The sequence below is a fragment of the Aquibium sp. ELW1220 genome, from assembly GCF_030398385.1.
Taxonomy (GTDB): domain Bacteria; phylum Pseudomonadota; class Alphaproteobacteria; order Rhizobiales; family Rhizobiaceae; genus Aquibium.
Map to the genome: position 1 here is coordinate 87,536 of NZ_JAOAOQ010000005.1, position 22,726 is coordinate 110,261.

Annotated in this window: 23 protein-coding genes and 1 pseudogene; 16 read left to right on the top strand and 8 right to left on the bottom strand. The window is 67.0% G+C overall.

Features of this window, described 5'->3' with window-relative positions; all coding sequences use genetic code 11:
• Positions 1 to 68 precede the first annotated feature (68 nt).
• A complete protein-coding gene (locus N1F91_RS06475) occupies positions 69 to 623 on the top strand; it encodes an ActR/PrrA/RegA family redox response regulator transcription factor (RefSeq protein ID WP_289990936.1) in 555 nt (184 codons plus the stop codon).
• Between the two features lie 120 nt (positions 624 to 743).
• Entirely contained in the window at positions 744 to 2,021 is a 1,278-nt protein-coding gene (purD, locus tag N1F91_RS06480) for a phosphoribosylamine--glycine ligase (RefSeq protein WP_289990937.1), read from the top strand.
• Positions 2,022 to 2,025: 4 nt separating this feature from the next.
• Here the strand turns inward: purD and N1F91_RS06485 are convergent, their stop codons facing one another.
• Positions 2,026 to 2,235 carry a hypothetical protein gene (locus N1F91_RS06485; RefSeq protein ID WP_289990938.1) on the bottom strand — a complete coding sequence of 70 codons (210 nt, stop codon included), beginning with the start codon at positions 2,233 to 2,235 and terminating at the stop codon, positions 2,026 to 2,028.
• A 53-nt stretch (positions 2,236 to 2,288) separates the two neighbouring features.
• Positions 2,289 to 3,800: a malonyl-CoA synthase gene (locus N1F91_RS06490; RefSeq protein ID WP_289990939.1), complete on the bottom strand. Its 1,512-nt coding sequence runs from the start codon at positions 3,798 to 3,800 to the stop codon at positions 2,289 to 2,291.
• A gap of 225 nt (positions 3,801 to 4,025) precedes the next feature.
• Here N1F91_RS06490 and N1F91_RS06495 point away from each other — a divergent pair, with 225 nt between their 5' ends.
• The 4 genes from N1F91_RS06495 to N1F91_RS06510 all read left to right on the top strand — a co-directional run bounded on the left by N1F91_RS06495 (position 4,026) and on the right by N1F91_RS06510 (position 6,271).
• Positions 4,026 to 4,460, top strand: coding sequence for a curlin (locus N1F91_RS06495; protein ID WP_289990940.1), 435 nt, complete (start codon positions 4,026 to 4,028; stop codon positions 4,458 to 4,460).
• A 77-nt stretch (positions 4,461 to 4,537) separates the two neighbouring features.
• The gene (gene csgH, locus N1F91_RS06500) at positions 4,538 to 4,921 is read left to right on the top strand and encodes a curli-like amyloid fiber formation chaperone CsgH (RefSeq protein WP_289990941.1); all 384 of its coding nucleotides are present in this window, start codon (positions 4,538 to 4,540) and stop codon (positions 4,919 to 4,921) included.
• A gap of 98 nt (positions 4,922 to 5,019) precedes the next feature.
• Positions 5,020 to 5,430: a curlin gene (locus N1F91_RS06505; protein ID WP_289990942.1), complete on the top strand. Its 411-nt coding sequence runs from the start codon at positions 5,020 to 5,022 to the stop codon at positions 5,428 to 5,430.
• 181 nt (positions 5,431 to 5,611) lie between these two features.
• Positions 5,612 to 6,271 carry a peroxiredoxin gene (locus tag N1F91_RS06510; protein ID WP_289990943.1) on the top strand — a complete coding sequence of 220 codons (660 nt, stop codon included), beginning with the start codon at positions 5,612 to 5,614 and terminating at the stop codon, positions 6,269 to 6,271.
• A gap of 45 nt (positions 6,272 to 6,316) precedes the next feature.
• Here the strand turns inward: N1F91_RS06510 and N1F91_RS06515 are convergent, their stop codons facing one another.
• The 6 genes from N1F91_RS06515 to ubiE form a co-directional block, all read right to left on the bottom strand.
• Positions 6,317 to 6,862 carry a GNAT family N-acetyltransferase gene (locus tag N1F91_RS06515; RefSeq protein ID WP_289990944.1) on the bottom strand — a complete coding sequence of 182 codons (546 nt, stop codon included), beginning with the start codon at positions 6,860 to 6,862 and terminating at the stop codon, positions 6,317 to 6,319.
• A gap of 24 nt (positions 6,863 to 6,886) precedes the next feature.
• A complete protein-coding gene (coaBC, locus tag N1F91_RS06520; protein WP_289990945.1) occupies positions 6,887 to 8,113 on the bottom strand; it encodes a bifunctional phosphopantothenoylcysteine decarboxylase/phosphopantothenate--cysteine ligase CoaBC in 1,227 nt (408 codons plus the stop codon).
• Between the two features lie 8 nt (positions 8,114 to 8,121).
• Positions 8,122 to 8,520, bottom strand: a complete 399-nt coding sequence (locus N1F91_RS06525) for a type II toxin-antitoxin system VapC family toxin (RefSeq protein WP_289990946.1) — start codon at positions 8,518 to 8,520, stop codon at positions 8,122 to 8,124.
• Positions 8,517 to 8,795: a hypothetical protein gene (locus N1F91_RS06530; RefSeq protein WP_289990947.1), complete on the bottom strand. Its 279-nt coding sequence runs from the start codon at positions 8,793 to 8,795 to the stop codon at positions 8,517 to 8,519. The genes N1F91_RS06525 and N1F91_RS06530 overlap by 4 nt, the downstream gene beginning before the upstream one ends.
• 74 nt (positions 8,796 to 8,869) lie before the next feature.
• Positions 8,870 to 10,438: a 2-polyprenylphenol 6-hydroxylase gene (ubiB, locus tag N1F91_RS06535; RefSeq protein ID WP_289990948.1), complete on the bottom strand. Its 1,569-nt coding sequence runs from the start codon at positions 10,436 to 10,438 to the stop codon at positions 8,870 to 8,872.
• A 13-nt stretch (positions 10,439 to 10,451) separates the two neighbouring features.
• Positions 10,452 to 11,228 (bottom strand): bifunctional demethylmenaquinone methyltransferase/2-methoxy-6-polyprenyl-1,4-benzoquinol methylase UbiE, encoded by a 777-nt coding sequence (ubiE, locus tag N1F91_RS06540; RefSeq protein ID WP_289990949.1) that lies wholly within the window; start codon positions 11,226 to 11,228, stop codon positions 10,452 to 10,454.
• A gap of 109 nt (positions 11,229 to 11,337) precedes the next feature.
• Here ubiE and N1F91_RS06545 point away from each other — a divergent pair, with 109 nt between their 5' ends.
• From N1F91_RS06545 to N1F91_RS06590, 10 genes and pseudogenes are all read left to right on the top strand, one after another.
• Positions 11,338 to 12,312 (top strand): adenosine deaminase, encoded by a 975-nt coding sequence (locus N1F91_RS06545; RefSeq protein WP_289990950.1) that lies wholly within the window; start codon positions 11,338 to 11,340, stop codon positions 12,310 to 12,312.
• A 163-nt stretch (positions 12,313 to 12,475) separates the two neighbouring features.
• Positions 12,476 to 12,970, top strand: a pseudogene (locus tag N1F91_RS06550) (2Fe-2S iron-sulfur cluster-binding protein); the annotation flags it as partial.
• The gene (locus N1F91_RS06555) at positions 12,967 to 13,944 is read left to right on the top strand and encodes a xanthine dehydrogenase family protein subunit M (RefSeq protein ID WP_289990951.1); all 978 of its coding nucleotides are present in this window, start codon (positions 12,967 to 12,969) and stop codon (positions 13,942 to 13,944) included. The pseudogene N1F91_RS06550 and the gene N1F91_RS06555, both read left to right, overlap by 4 nt.
• 3 nt (positions 13,945 to 13,947) lie before the next feature.
• Complete coding sequence (locus N1F91_RS06560) at positions 13,948 to 16,161, top strand: xanthine dehydrogenase family protein molybdopterin-binding subunit (protein ID WP_289990952.1); 2,214 nt, start codon at positions 13,948 to 13,950, stop codon at positions 16,159 to 16,161.
• Positions 16,162 to 16,285: 124 nt separating this feature from the next.
• On the top strand, positions 16,286 to 16,915 hold the full coding sequence (gene upp / locus N1F91_RS06565; RefSeq protein WP_289990953.1) for a uracil phosphoribosyltransferase: 630 nt from the start codon (positions 16,286 to 16,288) through the stop codon (positions 16,913 to 16,915).
• Positions 16,916 to 17,027: 112 nt separating this feature from the next.
• On the top strand, positions 17,028 to 17,588 hold the full coding sequence (locus tag N1F91_RS06570) for a TIGR02281 family clan AA aspartic protease (RefSeq protein WP_289990954.1): 561 nt from the start codon (positions 17,028 to 17,030) through the stop codon (positions 17,586 to 17,588).
• Between the two features lie 64 nt (positions 17,589 to 17,652).
• Positions 17,653 to 18,726, top strand: a complete 1,074-nt coding sequence (gene corA, locus N1F91_RS06575; protein ID WP_289990955.1) for a magnesium/cobalt transporter CorA — start codon at positions 17,653 to 17,655, stop codon at positions 18,724 to 18,726.
• 164 nt (positions 18,727 to 18,890) lie between these two features.
• Entirely contained in the window at positions 18,891 to 19,160 is a 270-nt protein-coding gene (gene rpsO, locus N1F91_RS06580; protein ID WP_187969160.1) for a 30S ribosomal protein S15, read from the top strand.
• Between the two features lie 270 nt (positions 19,161 to 19,430).
• Positions 19,431 to 21,578, top strand: a complete 2,148-nt coding sequence (gene pnp, locus N1F91_RS06585; RefSeq protein ID WP_289990956.1) for a polyribonucleotide nucleotidyltransferase — start codon at positions 19,431 to 19,433, stop codon at positions 21,576 to 21,578.
• Between the two features lie 123 nt (positions 21,579 to 21,701).
• Complete coding sequence (locus N1F91_RS06590; RefSeq protein WP_289991129.1) at positions 21,702 to 22,718, top strand: class I SAM-dependent methyltransferase; 1,017 nt, start codon at positions 21,702 to 21,704, stop codon at positions 22,716 to 22,718.
• Positions 22,719 to 22,726: the final 8 nt, after the last annotated feature.

The window sequence follows — 22,726 nt, forward strand, 5'->3', positions numbered from 1 at the left end:
AGGTCGAATGGACATGCCCGACTTTTTGAATACATAAGGGTCACAATTCGCCCGAAAGAAGAAAAAAGATGGACACAGACCCGCACGACGCTCTCGGAGACGATCGCACGCTGCTGATCGTCGATGACGACAAGCCCTTCCTCACCCGCCTGGCGCGAGCCATGGAAACGCGAGGGTTCATCGTCGACACCGCCGAGAGCGTGGAGGAAGCGCTGGCCAAGGCCAGGTCCGCCGCACCGGCCTATGCGGTCGTGGACATGCGGCTGGGCGACGGCAACGGTCTCGACGTCGTGTCGGCCATCCGTGAAAAGCGCGAGGACTGCCGCGCCATCATCCTCACCGGCTACGGCAACATCGCCACTGCGGTGACTGCGGTGAAGCTCGGCGCGATCGACTACCTCGCCAAGCCGGCCGACGCCGACGACATCTACTCGGCGCTGACCCGCACCCGGGCCGACCGGATCGAACCGCCGGAAAATCCGATGTCTGCCGACCGCGTCCGCTGGGAACATATCCAGCGCGTCTACGAGATGTGCGAGCGCAACGTCTCCGAGACGGCGCGCCGCCTGAACATGCACCGCCGCACGCTGCAGCGCATCCTGGCCAAGCGCGCCCCTCGCTAGATGCCGGCGCGGAGCGCGTTCGAGCCTTGGCGCCTGCTCGCGGTCGCCCGGCACCTTGACCCGTCCGCCGCCACGGCCTAGGCGAACCGCCTGGAACGCGGCGACGGAAGGATGCGAGTCATGCGGGTTCTGTTGATCGGCTCGGGCGGCCGCGAGCACGCGCTGGCGTGGAAGCTCGCCGCGTCGCCGATGCTGACGAAGCTGTGGGCGGCTCCCGGCAATCCCGGGATTGCCCGCGAGGCGACCTGTGTGCCGATCGATGTTGCCGACCACGCCGCGGTCGTCGGCTTCTGTGTCGACAATACCGTCGACTTGGTCGTTGTCGGGCCGGAGGCGCCGCTGGTCGCGGGCCTCGCCGACGATCTGCGCGCCGCCGGCATCGCCGTCTTCGGCCCGTCGGCCCGGGCAGCGCAACTGGAAGGCTCGAAGGGCTTCACCAAGGATCTCTGCACCCGCATGTGTATCCCCACCGCCGCCTATGGGCGCTTCAACAACGCGCCGAAGGCCAAGGCCTACATCCGGCAGGTCGGAGCGCCGGTGGTCGTCAAGGCCGACGGGCTTGCTGCAGGCAAAGGCGTCACCGTCGCCATGACGCTGGACGAGGCGCTGGATGCCGTCGATGCCTGCTTCGAGGGCGCCTTCGGCGGCGCCGGTGCCGAGGTCGTCGTCGAAGCCTTTCTGGAAGGCGAGGAGGCGAGCTTCTTCTGCCTCTGCGACGGCACGGTGGCGCTGCCTTTCGGTACCGCTCAGGACCACAAGCGTGTCGGCGACGGCGATAAAGGCCCCAACACCGGCGGCATGGGCGCCTATTCGCCGGCTACGGTGATGACGCCCGCTCTCGTCGAACGCACCATGCGCGAGATCATCGAGCCAACCATGCGCGGCATGGCCGAGGCCGGCACGCCCTTCTCCGGTGTGCTTTTCGCCGGCCTGATGCTGACGAAGGACGGGCCGCAGCTGATCGAATACAATGTCCGCTTCGGCGATCCCGAGTGCCAGGTGCTGATGATGCGCCTGAAAGATGACCTGCTCGTCCTTCTCAAGGCGGCGGCAGATGGCCAGCTTGGCCACGTCTCCGTGCGCTGGCGCGACGAGGCGGCGCTGACAGTGGTCATGGCGGCGACGGGCTATCCAGCGACGCCGGAGAAGGGCAGCGTCATCTCGGGTCTCGCCGCTGCCGTCGCCGATGGCGTCGAGATATTCCAGGCCGGAACGGCCGAGGAGAAGGGTCGCCTCGTCGCGAACGGCGGCCGCGTCCTCAACGTAACGGCCACCGGAAACACCGTCGCCGAAGCGCAGGCTCGGGCCTATGCCGCCGTCGATCGCATCGACTGGCCGGAGGGCTTCTGCCGCCGCGACATCGGCTGGCGCGAGATCGAGCGCGAGAGAGCCGGCTGAGCCGTCACGGCCATTCGGTCGGCTTCACCGGCCGCGTACCTTCTGCCATCCGCCGTTTCGTATGCGCCAGCGAACATTCCGGCGTGCACAGCGCGCCTCGGTCGCAGTAGTAGGCAGGCCCGTTCTCCACTCGCCCGTAGTGGAAGCGGAAGAGCGGATCGGACGATGAACGGCCACATTCGATGCAGCGATAGGTGGTGGGTGGCGCGAGCATGTCGTGATCTGTCCTGTCGTTGAGCGGGGCGGCCGCCGCCGATCCGGCCGTTTTCAGCCGTAAAGCCCCTTGTAGTTGTCACGCAGGACGTTCTTCTGGACCTTGCCCATCGTGTTGCGCGGCAATTCGTCGACAAAGATCACCCGCTTGGGCTGCTTGAAACGGGCGAGCCGGTCTTGCAATCCTGCCATGACGGCCGCCTCGTCGATGGTTGCACCCCGTTCGCCCACCACCACGGCGGTCACGCCTTCACCGAAGTCGGGATGGGCGATGCCGATCACCGCGCTCTCCACGACGCCCGGCAACTGGTCGATTTCGGTCTCGACCTCCTTCGGATAAATGTTGAACCCGCCCGAAATGACGAGGTCCTTGCCGCGCCCGACGATCTGCACGTAGCCGCTCTCGTCGATCAGTCCGAGGTCGCCCGTGATGAAGAAGCCGTCTGGCCTGAACTCCGACGCGGTCTTCTCCGGCATCCGCCAGTAGCCGGAGAACACGTTCGGCCCGCGCACCTCGATCATGCCGGTTTCGCCCGCGGGCAGCGGCGCGCCGCTCTCCGGGTCGACGATGCGGACATCGACGCCGGGAAGGGCCGGCCCCACCGTGCCGGCGATCCGGTCGCCGTCATAGGGGTTCGACGTGTTCATGTTGGTCTCGGTCATGCCGTAGCGTTCGAGAATCGCGTGCCCCGTCCGCTCGCGGAACTGGCGGTGCGTCTCTGCCAGCAGCGGCGCCGAGCCGGATGTGAACAGCCGCATGCCGGCCGCCGCCTCGCGCGTCAGTCCGGGGTGCTGCAGGAGCCGGGTGTAGAAAGTCGGCACGCCCATCATCGTCGTGCAGGCGGGCATCAGGCGAAGGATCGCCTCGGGGTCGAACTTCGACAGGAACACCATCGATCCGCCCGAGAGCAGCACCACGTTCGACGCGACGAAAAGGCCATGCGTGTGGAAGATCGGCAGCGCGTGGATCAGCCGGTCGGTGGCCGTGAACCGCCAGAAATCCACCAGCGTCAGCGCATTGGAGAGCAGGTTGTCGTGCGTCAGCATGGCGCCCTTCGAGCGCCCGGTTGTGCCGGACGTATAGAGGATGGCCGCGAGGTCATCCGCGCCGCGCGTCACGTCGTCGAAATCCGGTGAAAGCGCCGCAAGCCCGTCCATCAGACTTCCGCCGCCCGTCTCGTCCAGAGTCTCGACCTGCGCCCCATGCCGTTCGGCGACGGACCGGGCCGCCTCGGCGCGAGACGGCGGCACCACCAGAAGCCGCGGCTCGGCGTCACCGACGAAGTAGTCGAGTTCGGCCAGCGTGTAGGCGGTGTTGAGCGGCAGGTAGACGGCGCCCGCGCGCAGGCAGCCGAGGTAGAGCATCAGCGCTTCCGCGCTCTTCTCCACCTGGACGGCCACACGGTCGCCCGGCACCACGCCGCGATCGACCAGACGCCGCGCAAGACGGCCCGAGAGCTCCAGCATCTCGGCATAGGTCCAGCGCCGGCCGACGAGCGTCTCGATGAAGCAGCGTTCGCCCGCGCCTGCGGCCGCGCGGATCGCGTCGAACATGTGGTTGGGCATCGTCCCTCCTGCGTCGTCGCCGGGTTCGCGACGCCGGCCTGTCACTCGTCCTATAGCACGAGGCGGGCCGGCTCTTAGAAGTCCGGAATCGCCATTGGGTTCGGCTTTCTCGTCCTGAATGCCGGCTGAACGCGCGGTTCAGTCTCGGTTCCGGTCCGTCTTCCTACAACAGGAACCGTCAGCACGCGGCCCCCCAGCCGCCGGATCCAAGAGAGGAAGCCCCCCATGTTCCGCAAGATCGTCGCCACCGCCATCGTCGCCGCATCGTTCGGTATCGTCTCCGCCCCGGCCATGGCCAACCAGGTCAAGATCCAGCAGTGGGGGCTCGGCCACACCGCGGGGGGCGCGCAGACCGGCAAGTCCAACCGGATCGGTGTCTACCAGACGGGCAGATGGAACCAGGCCGTCGCCAACCAGACGGGCCGCCGCAACCAGGCCGCCATCGGCCAGGAAGGTTCGAACAATTTTGCCGACACCTGGCAGCATGGCCGCGACAATGCCGCCGGCATCGGCCAGTTCGGCTCCAACCACACCGCGATCCTGTCGCAGGACGGCAACCGCAACATCGCTGCCGGTGTCCAAGTCGGCAACGGCTGCGACGCCAACGTCACGCAGGCCGGCCGCGGCAACGTCGCTGCCTTCGTACAGACCTGCAACTGACCGGGCTGGACCTCCAACTCCGCAGGCCGGGGAAACCCACAGCCCCCGGCCCCGCCCGTGTTTCGAGGAGAATGTCCATGTCCCGTGTCAGCACGCCCTTCGTCTTCGCCGCTGCGACGCTCCTGATCGGTGCTGCGGCGGCAGTGGCTACGGCCGGCCCGTCGCCGGACCCGAATCGTTGCGAGATCTCGGCGGAAAAGCATGGCGCCGGCGTCAGCATCATCGGCCTCTATTTTGCCGCCAAGGCGCTCGACGGCGAGTACACGTTCCGTGTCCGCGGCTCCGGCCGGTCCGGCAGCACCGAGATCTCGCAAGGCGGCGATTTCTCCGTTGATCCTAGGCAGCCGGCGGAGGTCGGCCGAGTGGTGATGGGCGGTGCCGGCGCCACCTACGACGCCACCCTCGTCCTCAGGGTGGCTGGCAAGACCTGGCGCTGCGAGCGGCGCATCGGCGCCACCTGACGCCCCCTGCGCCGATTGCGGAGAGATCTCGTCCGCAGGCATCTGCGGACGAGGTTCGCCGGCCTGACGTTCCAACCGCCAACCTGGGAGAAAAAACCATGACCAAGACAGTGAAAGCCCTGATGGCCTGCCTCGTCTTCCTGTCCATCGGCAGCGCCGGCATGACCACGTCGGCCTCGGCAGGTGGCACAGTCTCGATTTCCGTCGCACCGGCCAATGCCAAGCAGAAAAAGGCCATGCGTGCTGGCCTCGGCATCTATTCCCTCTACAACGGCATCAGGAACGGCGGCATCATGCAGAAGGGCGTCGACAACAGCGCGGGCCTGGCGCAGAACGGCTCCGGCAACCTCGGCGTCGTTCATCAGGAGGGCAGAGGCCACGAAGGCAGCCTCGTGCAGAACGGCAACGGCAACAGCTACGGCCTCTTCCAGTTCGGCCGCAACACCAGTGGCCACGTCACTCAGAACGGCAATGGTGGTACCGGCGCGATCTTCCAGTTCGGCTGGTGAGTGCGGCCGAGGCCCTGCTGACCGGAACGGTTTTCCAACAGCGAAGCCTGAAGCGCGCTTCCGTTCCGCGCCGCGGCGAAATGCGCCCATGCCTGTCTCGAAAGTTGTATAAAAGAGGCTATGATGTCTCCCTGACGCAAGCGGCCGCGCGACCGGCCGGAAAAGTACAGGGAGACGCAGCATGAGCCTTCGCATCAACGACGTCGCGCCGGATTTCACGGCCGAGACCACGCAGGGCGCTATCCGCTTCCACGACTGGATTGGTGACGGCTGGGCCGTCATGTTTTCGCACCCGAAGGACTTCACGCCGGTCTGCACCACGGAACTCGGCACGATGGCGGGCTATGCGCCGGAGTTCGCGAAACGCAACGTCAGGATCATCGGCATCTCGGTCGATCCCGTCGAAAGCCACCACAAGTGGAAGGAAGACATCAGGATCGCCACGGGTCACGCCGTCGACTACCCGCTGATCGCAGACAAGAACCTTGAGGTGGCCAAGCTCTACGACATGCTGCCGGCCTCGGCTGGCGACAGTTCGGAAGGCCGCACGCCCGCCGACAACCAGACCGTCCGCTCCGTCTTCGTCATCGGACCCGACAAGAAGATCAAGCTGACGCTGAGCTACCCGATGACCACCGGCCGCAACTTCGCGGAAATCCTGCGCGCCATCGACTCCATCCAGCTGACCGCGAAGCACCAGGTCGCCACGCCGGCGGACTGGAAGCTGGGCGACGACGTCATCATCACCGCCGCCGTCTCGAACGAGGATGCGGTGAAGCGGTTTGGCTCCTTCGACACCATCCTGCCCTACCTGCGCAAGACCAGGCAGCCCGGCGCCTGACCGCGACGATCCTTGCGGGTGAACGGTGGGCTTCTCTGCCGAGTCTCAACCCGGCGCCGGCCGCGTCAGCAGCAGGACTGGCGTGCCGGCATGGACCGTCTCTATCGGCGCTCCATAGCCGAGGGCCTGCGCGATGCGCAGCGAGGCGTGGTTTTCCGGCTCGATGATGCAGACGCTGCGGTCCGCGGCGAGATGGCGGTCGCCCCAGGCGTGGATCGCCTTCACCGCTTCGCTGGCTAGGCCCCGGCCGTGAAAGGCGGGTGCCAGCACCCAGCCGGCTTCCGGCACACCGTCGAAGGCCGGCACGATGTCGCGGCGGAGGTCGTGGAAGCCGGCTTCGCCGGCCGGAACGCCGCTAGCCTTGTCCTCCAGCATCCAGAAGCCGAAGCCCTGCACCTGCCAGTGACCGATCTGACGCAGGATTCGGCTCCAGCATTCGGAGCGTCCGAACGGACGGCCGCCGATGAAGCGGACTGTAGCGGGATCGGCCCACAGCCGCGCATAGGCGTCATGATCCTCCGGCCGGTGCGGTCGCAGGAAGAGGCGCTCGGTCTCGATGACCGGCGCGGCCGGGAAAGCGTTGCTGAACATGACGGTTTCTTCGTGCAAGCGGGCTCAGCCGGCCGTCAGCCGTGCCGCGACAAGCGAAGCCAGCCGCTCGGCCACCTCGGCCTTCGACATTTCCGGCCAATCCTCGACACCATCGCGCGACACGATTCCCACCCGGTTGCGGTCGCCGCCCATCACGCCCGCCGGGCCGATGCCCGACCCGTGCGAGACGTCGTTGGCCACGATCAGGTCGGCACCCTTCCTGTCCAGCTTGGCGCGCGCATTGTCGGCGAGATTTTGAGTCTCCGCCGCGAAGCCGATGACGAGCGAAGGCCGGTGCCGCGAGTGGCCGATCGTGGCCAGGATGTCGGGGTTCTCGACCATTTGAAGCGCGGGAGGACCCACGCCCGCCACCTTCTTGATCTTCTCGCCGGCCTCGCCTTCGGTGCGCCAGTCAGCCACCGCCGCCACGAAAATCCCGGCATCGGCAGGCAACTCCGCCTCCACCGCGGCCAGCATCTGCCGCGCGGTCTCCACCCGCACCGTCCGGACGCCGTGCGGATCGGCAATCGTCACCGGCCCCGACACGAGCGTCACCTCGGCGCCCAGCGCCGCGAGCGCCGCGGCGATCGCGTGGCCCTGCTTGCCCGATGAGCGGTTGGCGATGTAGCGCACGGGGTCGATCGGCTCGTGCGTGGGACCGGACGTGACGACGATGCGGCGACCGGCGAGAGGCTTCGGCGAAGCGTCGAGAAGGCGCTCCACTGCAGCGACGATCTCCAGCGGTTCGGCCATGCGCCCTTCGCCCGCCTCGCCAGTCTCGGCCATCTCGCCCCGACCGGGCCCGACGAAGGCTATGCCGTCGGCGACGAGAATCGCCCGATTGCGGATTGTGGCGGGATGGTTCCACATGCGCGGGTTCATCGCCGGTGCGATCAGCACGGGCTTGTCAGTCGCTATGTGCACCGTCGAGGCGAGGTCGCTGGCATGGCCATGGGCCATCTTCGCCATCAGGTCGGCGGTGGCCGGCGCCACCACGATCAGGTCGGCCTCGCGCGACAGGCGGATGTGGCCGACGTCGTGTTCGTCCTGCCGGTCGAAGAGTTCGGTGAAGACGTGGTCGGCGGAGAGCGCGCCGACGGCCAGCGGCGTGACGAATTCCTGCGCCGCAGCCGTCATCACGCAGCGCACCTTCGCGCCGCGCTCGCGCAGCCGGCGGATCAGGTCGAGGCACTTGTAGGCGGCAATGCCGCCGCCGATGATCAGCAGGATGCGTTTGTCGGAAAGGGTCATGCGCGCGGTCATCCCGGCGTCAGTGCCGGTTCGATGTCGGTATGGATGAAATCGTCGCCCTTGAAAAGCAGGGGCAGGTTCCGTGTCCTGGCCAGCGCGTAGGCGAAACAGTCGCCGAAGTTGAGTTTGGCGGGGTGCTTGCTGCCACGGCCAAACCGGCGGGCAGCCAGTATTCCGGCTTCGATTTCGGCTTCGCCGATCGCGACGATCTCCAGTTGGGCGCGCTTGACGAGTTGCATCAGCCGAGAATGCTCTTCCTCCCTGTGGACAGTGACGAGCCCGGCTTCGAGCATCGTGCCGGCACTGATAAATCTCCTGTCGGCTTTGCCCAGAGCTTCAGCGAGCTTTGCGGAGTCTTTCTCTTCTCGAAGGATCGCGATCAGCGCGGAGGTGTCGACGACGATCATTGCTCGTCCAGGTAATCGTAGAGCGCGTCGGATTCGGCTTTGTGATCAATCGGCTCCTTCGGCTTGCGGCCGAGCGCGAGTATTTCCTCGATCGACGCCTTCAGATGCCATTTAGGCTTGCCGGCGTCCTCGGGCCTGTCCGGCACCTGGCGGGGGAGCGGGCGCTTCAAACGGTCGCGTGCTTCCTGCTCCATGGAGACACCTCGCTCGGCCGCGCTGAGCCGCAGGTCGCGGATGACCTCGTCATCGAGTTTCCTTACCGTTACCGTGGCCATCCGACGTCTCCTGTCTATGCAAGAGATGGCTCGAAACCGCTCGGATTGCAATGACAGCATTGCTGTCGTTGCAATCAACTCAGCTCCATCGCGATCCACACCAGCGCCAATGCGATGATCCAGAGGGCCACGCGGCCAGACCGGCTGTAGCGCGCCTCTGCCTTTCCGATTGCCTTGGCGGTCTCGGCGTCGAAGCGCAGCCCGTGCTCGGCCATGGCGTCGATCTCGCGCGACAGGCGTTCGGTGCGCGCGGCGAGTTCGGGCGCCTGACGGGCGAGCGAGACCAGCGCATTCACGCCGTCCTTCGCGTCCGTCAGAATGCCGCGCGGCCCGAGATTGGCGGCGATCCAGGAGCCGACGACCGGCTCGGCCGCCTTCCACATGTTGAAATGCGGATCGAGAGCCCGCGCCACGCCTTCGACCACCACCATGGTCTTCTGCAGGAGCACCAGCTCCGGCCTTGCCGCCATGTCGAAGAGTTCGGTCACCTCGAACAGCAGCGTCAGCAGCTTGGCCATCGAGATCGTCTCGGCCGGCTGGCCGTGGATCGGTTCGCCGATCGCGCGGATGGCCTGCGCGAAGGCCGCCACGTCGTGCTTCGCCGGGACGTAGCCAGCTTCGAAATGCACCTCGGCGACGCGGCGATAGTCGCGCGTGATGAAGCCGTAGAGAATCTCGGCGAGAAACCGCCGCTCCTTCTTGCCGAGCCGGCCCGTGATGCCGAAGTCGACGGCCACGATCGTCCCGTTCGCTTCCACGAACAGGTTGCCGGGATGCATGTCGCCATGGAAGAAGCCGTCGCGCAGCGTGTGGCGCAGGAAGTTCTGGATCAGGTTTGCGGCCAGCGCCGGCAGGTCGTGCCCGGCCTCGCGCAGGCCGGGGATGTTCGACATCTTCACGCCGTCGATCCACTCCAGCGTCAGGACGTCGCGGCCGGTGCGCTCCCAGTCGACGGAAGGTACCCGAAAACCGGGGTCGTCGCGCGTGTTCTCGCCGATCTCCGACAGTGCTGCCGCCTCCAGCCGCAGGTCCATCTCGATCTTGGTCGTCTGCGCCAGCGTCTCCGTCACCTGCACGGGGCGCAGCCGGCGCGTCGACGGGATGAAGCGCTCCTGCAGGTGCGCGGCCGCGAAGTAGCTGTCGAGATCGTTGAGGAAGCGTCGCCGCACCCCAGGTCGGATTACCTTCACCGCCACGGGCTTGCCGGATCCTGGCAACGTCGCGGGGTGCACCTGCGCGATCGAGGCCGCCGCCACGGGTTCGCCCAGGCTCTCGTAGAGGTCATCGAGCGGCCGCCCGAGCGAGCCGACGATCGCCGCCACCGCCTCCGACCGGGGAAACGTCTCCATCCGGTCCTGCAGGTTGGCGAGATCGAGCGCCACCTCCGTGCCGACCACGTCGGGGCGCGTCGCCAGGAACTGGCCGAGCTTGACGTAGGAGGGGCCGAGCCGGGTCGCTGCCTTGGCGAAGCGCTCCGAGCGGTCGCGCCCGGCCGCTCGGCGGCGTGCCAGCGCCGTGCCGACGCGCCAGCCGAGCTTCGGCAGGCCCGAGAGCTGGTCGCCGGGCAGGGCGGCCACGACGCCTTCGCGAACCATGATCCAGCCGGCCCTGACGAGCCGGAAGTAGGCGGCCGGAGTGCTCATCGGCGTTGCGCCCTCACAGCTTCCAGCCGGAATGCAGTGCTGCGATCCCGCCGGTGAAGTTGCGGAACGTCACCCGCTCGAAGCCGGCGCGCTCGATCATGGCCGCGAAGTCGGCCTGCCTTGGGAACTTGGCGATCGATTCCACCAGATAGCGATAGGGTTCGCCGTCACCGGCCACCATCTTGCCGATGGCCGGTATGGCATTGAACGACCAGGCCTCGTAGGCACGATCGAGCAGCGGCATCTCTACCTCGGAGAATTCCAGGCACAGGAAGCGCCCACCGGGTTTCAACACGCGATACGCCTCGGCCAGCGCGACGTCGATTCGCGGCACGTTGCGGATGCCGAAGGCGATGGTGTAGGCGTCGAAGCGCTCTTCCTCGAAGGGCAGCGCCTCGGCATTGGCCTCAACGAAGTCGAGATTGTCGATGAGCCCGCGCTTCTCCGCCCGTTCCTGTCCCACCTGAAGCATCGAGCCATTGATGTCGAGCACGGTGACGTGGGCGGCGCGCCCGGACGCTTCGACGATCCGGAAGGCGATGTCGCCGGTGCCGCCGGCCACGTCGAGCGAGGTCCAGCCGGCCCGCTTCCGTGGGTTCAGCGCGGCTACCATCGCATCCTTCCACACCCGGTGCATGCCGGCCGACATGATGTCGTTCATCAGGTCGTAGCGTTTGGCCACCTTGTGAAACACCTCGTCCACCAGCGGCTGTTTCGTGCCGGCGTCCACCGTGCGGAAGCCGAAAGACTGTTCCATGCCGCCTTGGGCGGTCGTTCTGTGCTCGGGCATTTCTCGATCCAATTGCGCGGCCGGACCATAGCCGATGGCGCGGACGGGCGCTATTCTTCAGGAACGTGGTGAACCGCCGCGCCGGGACGAGCGATTCGGGGATAGACATATGGTCCTGAAGGCCGAAATCCACTGCCACATCGAGGGCGCCGCCTCGCCCGACCTCGTGATCAGCCAGGCGGCAAAGTATGGCGCAGACGTCTCGGGTTTCATCCGCGACGGCCAGTTCGTCTGGAACGACTTCACCAGCTTTCTCGCTGCCTATGACGGGGCTGCCTCGCTGTTCCGCACCGAGCGCGACTATGCCCTGCTTGCCGAGACCTACCTCTCCAGCCTCGCCCGCGACGGCTGCGTCTATTCGGAGTTCTTCACCTCGCCCGACCATGCCGAGCGTTCGGGCCTTTCCCCCGCCGCCTATACAGCGGGCCTCGCCGAGGGCATGCGCCGGGCCAAGGCCAAGACCGGCATCGAGAGCCGCATGATCGTCACAGGGGTGCGTCACTTCGGCGTCGAATCCGTCGAGGCGGCGGCCCGCTTCGCGGCGCGATGCGGCGAGCCGCTGGTCACCGGCTTCGGTATGGCGGGCGAGGAGCGTTTCGGTGACCCGGAGGACTATGTCCGCGCCTTCGAGATCGCCCGCGAGGCGGGGTTGGGCATCACCGTCCATGCCGGCGAACTCGCCGGGTGGGAAAGCGTCCAGTCCGCGCTCGACCATTTCAGGCCCTCGCGCATCGGCCATGGCGTGCACGCCATCGAGAACTCCGACCTCGTCGCCCGCATCGCGGCCGAAGGGGTCGTGCTGGAATGTTGTCCCTGTTCCAATGTGGCGCTGAAGGTGTTTCCGAGCTTCGCCGAGCACCCCTTCCCGAAGCTCCGCGCCGCCGGCTGCAAGGTCACGCTCAACTCGGACGATCCCCCCTATTTCTGGACAACGCTGAAACGCGAATACGACGAGGCACGCGCCCATTTCGGCCTCGACGACAAGGCTCTGGCGGCGGTCACCCGCACCGCGGTCGAAGCCGCCTTCGTCGACAGGAAGACGAAGACGGCTCTGCTGGCGAGGCTGGACGGCGCCCGCCGCTGAGGAGCGGACGTCTCAGGCAGGCTCTGCACGCCGCAGATGGTGCGGATCGGGCGACGGATGCCAAACGGAACAATCCTTCGCCCGCTGGATTACCGGCCAGACGCGCTTCGCGCTCGCCGAACCCAGCCCCCGCGCAAGGAACGCCCGCATGAGAACCGACCTGACGGTCAACGGTCAGTCCCGAACCATCGAGGCCGACCCGCGCACCACCCTCCTCGACGCCCTCCGCCACCATTTGAAGCTCACAGGCACCAAGAAGGGCTGCGACCATGGCCAGTGCGGCGCCTGCACGGTGATCGCCGGCGGGAGGCGGATCAATTCCTGCCTGTCGCTGGCCTGCATGCATGACGGCGACGAGGTGGTCACGATCGAGGGACTCGGCACGCCGGAGACGCTGTCGGCGCTGCAGGAGGCCTTCGTGCGCCATGACGGTTTCCAGTGTGGGTTCTGCACCCCGGGGCAGATCTGCTCGGCGACCGCGATGCTCGAGGAACTTCAGGCCGGCTGGCCGAGCCACGTCACGGCCGACGTCGCCAGTGCGCCAGCGCTCACGGTCGAGGAAGTGTCGGAGCGCATGAGCGGCAATCTGTGCCGCTGCTCGGCCTATCCCAACATCGTCGACGCGATCATGGAGATCGCGGGCAGGGGGCGCGCATGAGACCCTTCGAATTCACCCGCGCCGAGAGCGCCGCCGACGCCATGCGCCTCGCGGGCGACGGCGCGACCATCATCGCCGGCGGCACCAACCTGCTCGACCTCATGAAGCTGGAGGTGATGGCACCGCAGGCATTGGTCGACATCAACCGGCTCGACCTCGGCGACATCGACGAGGCCGAGGGCGGAGGCTTGCGCATCGGCGCGCTGGTGCGCAACAGCGACCTCGCCGCCGACCGCCGCGTGCGCGACGCCTATCCGATGCTCGCCGAGGCGCTGCTCGCCGGCGCCAGCGGCCAGCTGCGCAACAAGGCCACCACCGGCGGCAACCTGCTGCAGCGCACGCGCTGCTATTACTACTACGACACCGCAATGCCCTGCAACAAGCGCGAGCCCGGCAGCGGCTGCCAGGCGATCGGCGGCATCACCCGGCTGCACGCGTTGTTCGGCGCGAGCGAGCATTGCATCGCCACCCATCCGAGCGACATGGCGGTGGCGTTGCGCGCGCTCGACGCCCGCGTCGAGATCCAGTCGCAGGACGGCGTGACCCGGATGCTGCCTCTGGGTGATTTCTACCGGCTGCCGGGCGATACGCCGCACATCGAGACCGTTCTCGTGCCGGGCGATCTGATCACCGCAGTGCTGCTGCCGGCTCCTGCCGGCGCCCGGCAGACATACCGCAAAGTGCGCGACCGGGCCTCCTATGCATTTGCGCTGGTGTCGGTCGCAGGTGTCCTCGACGTCGAGGACGGGCGGATCGTTCGCCCGGCGCTTGCCTTCGGCGGCGTTGGCCACATGCCCTGGCGCAATCCGGAGGTGGAGGCGCTGCTGGAGGGCGAGGCGCCCTCGGTCGATCTTTTCGCCGAAGCCGCCGCCCGCCTGGTCGCGGAGGCCGAACCGCAGGGCGGCAACGCCTTCAAGATCCCGCTGCTGCGGCGCACGCTGCAGGCGGTGCTGCGCGAACTGACGGAGGCCTGAGCCATGACCGTGCACATCAGGATGGACGACAGGGTCGAGGCCGACCGCCTGGAGGACATGGCGCAGGGCGTCGTCGGCAAGCCGCTCGACCGGCCGGACGGCGCACGCAAGGCCTCCGGGACCGCAGCCTACGCGATGGATTCGCTGCCCGATGGCGCCTGCTTCGGCGTGCTGGCGAGGGCGACCATCGCGGCGGGGCGGCTGGAGGGGGTTGATGCCGCCGCTGTGGAGGCGCTGCCCGGCGTCCGCGCCGTCATCGTCGATGAGCGCATGCTGCGCAATCCCGCCCAGGGCATGGCCGGCAAGGCGCCGGTGCAGGACCCGCACGAGATCGCCTATTTCGGCCAGCCGGTGGCGCTGGTGGTGGCTGAGAGCTTCGAACAGGCGCGGCATGGCGCCATTGCATTGGTGCTTCGCCTCGAAGCGCGCGCCGGCGCCGTCGTCGGCCCCGACGATGCCGGCGTCGAGATCGAGACGCCGGAGAAGAAGCAGCAGTCGTCGGGCGACCTCGATGCCGCCATGCGCGAGGCCGTCTTCGGCGTCGACCAGACCTACACGACGCCGGTCCATGCCAGCGCGGCGATGGAGCCGCACGCCTCGATCGCGCAGTGGGACGAGGACCGCCTGACGCTGCGCGGCAGCTACCAGATGCTGCGCTTTAACCGCGCAGAACTGGCCGACGCGCTCGGCATCGACGAGAAGAACGTGCGCATCCTCGCGCCCTTCGTCGGCGGCGGCTTCGGCTCCAAGCTCGGCATAGCGCCCGAGGCGGTGGCGGCGGCGATCGCCGCGCAGCGGCTCGGCGTGCCGGTGGCGGTACCGATGTCGCGCCAGCAGGTCTTCGAGGGCGTGATGCGCCGGTCGGAGACGACGCAGCGCATCCGGCTCGCCGCCGGCGCCGACGGGCGCCTGACCGGCATCGGTCACGAGGCTCTGGTGTCCAATCTGCCGGGCGAAAAATTCTCCGAGCCGGTGACCCAGGCGACGCCGTTCCTCTATCGCGGCGAGAACCGGGTCATCGGCCACCGCATCGCGCGGGTGAACCGCACCTGCGCCGGCTCGGTCCGCGCGCCGGGCGAGGCGGTCGGCGTGACGATGCTCGAGATCGCGATGGACGAACTCGCCGCAGCCGCCGGCATCGACCCGGTCGAGCTGCGGCTGCGCAACATCCCCGACGAAGACCCGACGCAGCAGATCCCGTTCTCTTCGCACAAGCTGGCCGAGGCGCTGCGCTCCGGCGCCGACCGCTTCGGCTGGGACCGGCGACGGACCGAGCCGGGCCAGGTGCGCGACGGCGAGTGGCTGGTCGGCATGGGCATGGCCTCGGCCGTGCGCGTCAACATGCTGGTCGAGGCCAAGGCGCGGGTGTCGCTGTCGTCCGACGGCCACGCGCTGGTCGAGACCGACATGACCGACATCGGCACCGGCACCTATGCCATCCTGACCCAGATCGCCGCCGAGATGCTCGGCCTGCCGATGGACCGCGTCGAGACGCGCCTCGGCGACACCGACCTGCCGCCGGGCTCCGGCTCGGGCGGCTCGTTCGGCGCGGCCTCGAACGGCACCGCGGTGTTCATGGCCTGCGAGGAAATCCGGCGCATGATCTGCGAGCGGTTCGGCTGCGAGGCGCACGATCTGACGCTGAAGGACGGCCGAGCCATAGCCGGCAACCGCAGTGTCCCGCTGGCCGAAATACTCGGCGGCGAGGACCTGGTCGCGGAGGGGCACGCAGAGCCCGGCGACGCCGAGGACAAGGTGCGCCAGGCGACCTATGGCAGCTATTTCGCGGAGGTCGGCGTCAACGCCGTGACCGGCGAGACGCGGGTGCGTCGCATGCTGGGCGTCTTCGCGGCGGGCCGCATCCTCAATGCCAAGACGGCGCGGTCGCAGTGTCTCGGCGGCATGACCTTCGGCATCGGCATGGCGCTGACCGAGGAGATCTTCCACGACCCGCGCGACGGCCACATCGTCAATCGGGACTTCGCCGAGTACCACCTGCCGGTGAATGCCGACGTTCCGCAGATCGACGTGGTGCTGCTCGAGGAGCGTGACGCCTGGGCCAACCCGCTGCAGGCCAAGGGCATCGGCGAGCTCGGTATCTGCGGCGCGGCGGCGGCGGTGGTGAACGCCATCCACAACGCCACCGGCGTGCGCGTGCGCGACCTGCCAGCGACGCTCGACAAGGTGCTGGAGGGGCTGGAGCGGCAAGGCGGCTGAAAGGCGGCTGGCGCCTGCATGAACTTTAGCCGGGACGAGGCCACGGTCCGCGTTCCCCCGCCGCTGCCGATGCGCTAAGGGACGAGTTCAGAAAGAAGCGCGCGCAGTCCGAGGAGCCACCCGCATGAAAGGCGTCACCGTCGTCACCCATCCGCTTGTCCAGCACAAGCTCACCATCATGCGCAAGAAGGAGACCTCGACAGCCAGCTTCCGACGCCTGCTGCGCGAGATCTCGCTGCTGCTCGGCTACGAGGTGACGCGCGAGCTTGAACTGACCACCACCACCATCGAGACACCGCTACAGACGATGGAAGCGCCGACGCTGGAGGGCAAGAAGCTGGTCTTCGCCTCGGTGCTGCGCGCCGGCAACGGCCTGCTCGAGGGCCTGCTGGATCTGGTCCCCGCCGCCCGTGTCGCCCATGTCGGCCTCTACCGCGATCACGAGACGCTGGAAGCCGTCGAGTATTTCTTCAAGGCACCGAGCGACCTCGGTGACCGGCTGGTTATTGTCGTCGATCCGATGCTTGCGACCGCCAACTCGGCCATCGCGGCCATCGACAAGTTGAAGGAGCGCGGCGCAACCAACATGCGCTTCCTGTGCCTGCTGGCGGCGCCCGAGGGGCTCGCGCGCTTCACCACCGCGCATCCCGACGTGCAGGTCTTCACCGCCTCGATCGACGAGAAGCTCAACGAGAAGGGTTACATCGTGCCGGGTCTGGGCGATGCCGGCGACCGCATGTACGGCACCAAGTAGCACATGCCGTATACGCACCGTTAACCACTCGGCAAGGCAGGCTGCGGCGTGGTCGCGGCCTTTAAATCGCCCGCAACCGGAAACTCCTACCATTCGTGTCGGAGGTTCTCGGATGAAGAAACAGTTGCTCGCCCTGGCCGTGGTCGTCGGCTCTGCGGCTTCCGTGCCGCTCGTGTATCAGTCCGACCCGGAGCGTTTCCACGACATGGCTTCGTGGGCGCTGCGGCCCGCGGAGCCCGAACCCGTGCCGGTCGTCATGCTGGCACCCGAGCGCGAGGCAGGCAAGGCACGGCAGCTGACGGGGCGCCGCGTCGAGATTCCAACGGGACCGCACGGTCATTTTGCAGCGGAGTTTCGGGTCAACGGTGCGCGGGTCGACGCCATGATCGACACGGGCGCCACGCTGGTCGCCATCAATCGCAGCACGGCCGCGCGCATCGGCCTGAAACTGACGGCGAAGGACTTCAAGTACAAGGTGGATACGGCCAACGGACCGGCACTTGCCGCCGCAGGAACCATCGACAGCCTTCAGATCGGCCGCATCGTCGTTGATGACATTCAGGCTGTGGTGCTTGAGGACAAGTCGCTGAAGCAGACGCTTATCGGCATGAGTTTTCTCAATCGCCTGTCCACCTTCCGCGTCGAGCGTGGCAAGCTGTTGCTTGAGCAGTAGCGGCGCATCTCGTCTGCGCCGCGCGCTGCGGCGCCGGGATGGCGCTCTGCAGGGAGGAACGGTCGTGAAGGACAAGGTCAAGTTCGTTGCCAGGCGTCGGGCGCCGATCGGCGCGCCGCCGGGAACTTTGATCCACGACGAACGAGCTTCGCCCACCGCCATCCGCATGATCGTGGTCGAGGATGACCACGTCGAGAGTGTCGAGGGCGCCACCATCGCACAGGTCCGCGCCGCCCTTGGGTCGCGCAAGCGCGTCTGGGTCGATGTCACCGGTCTGGCCGACCTCGACCTGCTGGGTGCCATCGGCGAACTCTTCTCGCTCGATCCGCTGGCGCTGGAAGACATTGCCAACACCAACCAGCGTCCAAAAGTCGATACTTACGAGAACCATGCGCTGATCGTGGTGCATATGTTCGACGGGGTGAATGTCCGCTCGAAAGAGCAGTTCTCGATCCTGTTCGACGAGCGGCACGTGGTGACATTCCAGGAGCGCCCGGGAGATTGCCTCGAGCCGGTGCGCAAGCGCTTGCAGGGCGCCAACGGCCGCATCCGCAAGCGGGGCGCGCCCTATCTCGTTTACGCGCTGCTCGACACGATCCTCGACGCCTATTTCCCGGTGCTGGAGAAGATCGGAGAGGAACTGGAGGAACTCGAGGATCGGATCACACAGGATCCGCAGCCGTCCGACGTCGGCCGGCTACACGAACTGAAGCGCGAACTCCTCGTGGTCAAACGCGCACTCTGGCCGTCGCGCGAGATGCTGTCGGCAATGGCGCGCGAGGAACTCGGACTGATCCCCGCCGACGTCCAGCACTATCTGCGAGACACCTACGACCATGCCATCCAGCTGATCGATCTCGTCGAGACCTATCGCGAACTCGCCATGGGCCTGCTCGACCTCTATCTGTCCAGCGTGTCGACCCGTATGAACGAGGTGATGAAGGTGCTGACCATCATCTCGACGATCTTCATCCCCCTCGGCTTCCTGGCCGGCGTCTGGGGCATGAACTTCCACGCGGACTCGCCATGGAACATGCCCGAACTCGGCTGGCGCTACGGCTATCCCGTCGCGCTGCTCGTCATGGTGTCAATCGCCGGCGGACTGCTCTACCTGTTCCGCCGCAAGGGATGGCTTTAGCCGGCGCTCCCGTCCCCCGGGAAATTGCGCTGGCAATCAAACCTGTTTTGCACTATATGCGCCGCACATCGCGCGTTGAGCGCATGTGTACCCGGCCCCTGCTGGACGACATCCCGGCCGCGGGCGACCCGTTTTCCTGATCCATCAACAGAAAGGACAGCACGATGTCGATTACTGCCGAGCGCAAGCAGGAGCTTGTCAAGGAATTCGCGACCAAGCAGGGCGACACCGGTTCTCCGGAAGTCCAGGTTGCCGTTCTCTCCGAGCGCATCAAAAACCTGACCGAGCATTTCAAGGGCCACGCGAAGGACAACCATTCCCGTCGCGGCCTTCTCAAGATGGTGTCGCAGCGCCGCAGCCTCCTCGACTATTTGAAGGGGAAGGATGAGGCCCGCTACAAGACGCTGATCGAGAAGCTCGGCCTGCGTCGCTGACGATTTCCGGCCGGCGGCGCCATCGGGTGCCGCCGGCCGGTTCTTCGGGCCTGGCGTCTTGCCGGCCCTTACGGGTTTCCGTCGCGAGAAGGCGATCTCGGAAACCGCCCATGGCCAGGTCATGGGGCAGGATTGCAGGACGCTCGCGCGGATACCGCGTCTGATTTTCGAGCCTCCCGTTGTCTTGCCCGTGGCTCGGCCGAACGAAGCCACAGGCGAAAGGCCGCCCGCGCGGATTGCGCGGCCCCTTTCCGCACAGAAAGACGAAACATGTTCAATCACCACAAAGTGGAAATCGAGTGGGGCGGCCGTCCGCTCATCCTGGAGACCGGCAAGATCGCGCGCCAAGCCGATGGCGCCGTACTGGCGACCTACGGCGAGACCGTCGTGCTCGCCACCGTCGTCTCCATGAAGGAGCCGAAGCCCGGCCTCGACTTCTTCCCGCTGACCGTCAACTACCAGGAAAAGACCTTCGCCGCGGGCAAGATTCCCGGCGGCTTTTTCAAGCGTGAAGGCCGGCCGAGCGAGAAGGAGACGCTGACCTCGCGCCTCATCGATCGCCCGATCCGCCCGCTCTTCGCCGAAGGCTACAAGAACGACACCCAGATCGTCGTCACCGTCGTCCAGCACGATCTCGAGAACGATCCCGACATCCTGGCCATGGTCGCCACTTCCGCTGCGCTGACGCTTTCGGGCGTGCCCTTCATGGGTCCGATCGGCGCCGCTCGCGTCGGCTATATCGGCGGCGAGTACGTCTTGAACCCGCATCTCGACGAGATGCCGGAATCGAAGCTCGACCTCGTCGTCGCCGGCACCACCGACGCCGTCATGATGGTCGAGTCGGAAGCCTCCGAGCTGTCCGAAGACGTGATGCTCGGTGCCGTGATGTTCGGGCACAAGGCTTTCCAGCCCGTCATCGACGCCATCATCAAGCTCGCCGAGGTGGCTGCAAAGGATCCGCGCGACTTCACGACGCCGGACTACTCCGCGCTCGAAGCCGAGATGCTGAAGATGGTCGAAGGCGAGCTCCGGTCCGCCTACAAGAACACCGACAAGCAGGCTCGCTACGCCGCCGTCGACGCGGTGAAGGCCAAGGTCAAGGCCGCCTTCGCTCCCGCCGAGGGCGAGGAGGCCAAATGGACCTCCGAGCAGATCGGCACCGTGTTCAAGGAGCTCCAGGCCAAGATCGTGCGCTGGAACATTCTCGACACTGGCTCGCGCATCGATGGCCGCGACCTGTCGACCGTCCGCCCGATCGTGTCTGAAGTCGGCATCCTGCCGCGCACGCACGGCTCGGCACTATTCACCCGCGGCGAGACGCAGGCGATCGTGGTCGCCACGCTCGGCACCGGTGAGGACGAGCAGTTCGTCGACGCGCTGACGGGAACCTACAAGGAGACCTTCCTCCTTCACTACAACTTCCCGCCCTACTCCGTCGGCGAGACCGGCCGCATGGGTTCGCCCGGCCGCCGCGAGATCGGCCACGGCAAGCTCGCCTGGCGCGCCATCCACCCGATGCTGCCCGCCGCCGACCAGTTCCCCTACACGCTGCGCGTCGTCTCCGAGATCACCGAGTCCAACGGTTCGTCCTCGATGGCGACGGTTTGCGGCACCTCGCTGGCCCTGATGGACGCTGGCGTGCCGCTGGCCAAGCCCGTGGCCGGCATCGCCATGGGCCTGATCCTCGAAGGCGAGCGCTTCGCGGTGCTTTCCGACATCCTCGGCGACGAGGACCATCTTGGCGACATGGACTTCAAGGTGGCCGGCACGCAGGACGGCATCACGTCGCTGCAGATGGACATCAAGATCGCCGGCATTACCGAAGAGATCATGCGCGTCGCGCTCGATCAGGCCCGCGGCGGCCGCACCCATATCCTGGGCGAGATGGCCAAGGCCATCACCAAGGGCCGTTCGGAACTGGGCGAGTTCGCTCCGCGCATCGAGGTCATGCAGATCCCGACCGACAAGATCCGCGACGTGATCGGCTCGGGCGGCAAGATCATCCGCGAGATCGTCGAGAAGACCGGCGCCAAGATCAACATCGAGGACGACGGCACGGTCAAGATCGCCTCTTCGAATGCCAAGGAGATCGAGGCCGCGCGCAAGTGGATCCATACCATCGTAGCCGAGCCGGAAGTGGGCGAGATCTACGAGGGCACCGTGGTGAAGACCGCCGACTTCGGCGCCTTCGTCAACTTCTTCGGTCCGAAGGACGGCCTGGTCCACATTTCGCAGCTGGCCTCCGACCGCGTCCAGAAGACCACCGACGTCGTCAAGGAAGGCCAGAAGGTCTTCGTCAAGCTGATGGGCTTCGACGAGCGCGGCAAGGTCCGCCTCTCCATGAAGGTCGTCGACCAGACGACCGGCAAGGAAATCGTCCGCGAGAAGAAGCAGGACGGCGACGAAGACGCCGCCTGATCCTTTGCGAATGACGAAACTCGACGGGCGCGCCTCCGGGTCGCGCCCGTTTTCGCATGACGCCACGCCGGATCAAACCCGGACGACCGCCATGACGCGACCCGAACCATGGCTTCGACACCGATGACCGACGATGCGCTGAAGACTCTGTTCCACCCCTTCGAGGCTGGCCTGCTCGAAGCGCCCGGTCGCCGCGCGCTGTTCCTCGGCGCGCGCGCCGGCTTCCGCCTGCAGCGGCAGATGGATCTCGACCTGACGACCGTGCAGGGTTTTCGCCCTGACGTGCTGGGGCTGGAGAAGGCGGGGATCGCTGTCGTTCCGCGCGAGGAAGGTCAGGGATACGACCTCGCGCTCGTTCTGCTCGGCCGGCATCGCGGCCAGAACGAAGCCTGGCTGCGCGAGGCTTTCGGGCGAACGCGGGAGGGTGGGCTGGTGGTCGCGGCCGGCGGCAAGACCGAAGGCGCCGACAGCCTGCGAAAGCGCTTCGAGGGCGTGCTGGAGCCGCGCGGCCACATGCCGAAGCACCACGGCGTCGTGTTCTGGTTCGAGCGGCCGCCCGACGCCGACCTCGCGGCCTCGCCCTTCATGACGGCGCCCACGCCCGAGCGGATCGACGGACGCTTCCTCGCCGCGCCAGGCATGTTCTCGCACGACCGCATCGATCCTGCCTCGAAGCTGCTCGCCGGCAATCTCCCCGCCGCCATCAAGGGCCGGGTGGCCGATTTCGGTGCCGGCTGGGGCTATCTCGCGACGGAAATCCTGAAACGCGCCGACGGCATCGCGGCTCTCGATCTATACGAGGCGGACTGGGACTCGCTGGAAGCGGCGAAGGCGAACCTGGCCACCGCGGCCGGCAACGTTCCGCTCGGCCTGCACTGGCGCGACCTGCTGCAGGAGCCTGTCGCGCGACAGTACGACCTGATCGTCATGAACCCGCCGTTCCACCAGGGCCGGGCTGCCGAGCCCGCCATCGGCCAGGGCATGATCCGCGCGGCTTCGGCCGCGCTGAAGCCCGGTGGAAGGCTCCTGATGGTGGCGAACCGGGGAATGCCCTACGAGCCGGTGCTCGCCGCCTGCTTCGCTGCCACGGGGGAGACTTGTCGCGACGATCGCTTCAAGGTTCTGTGGGCGAAGCGGTAGAGCCCGCT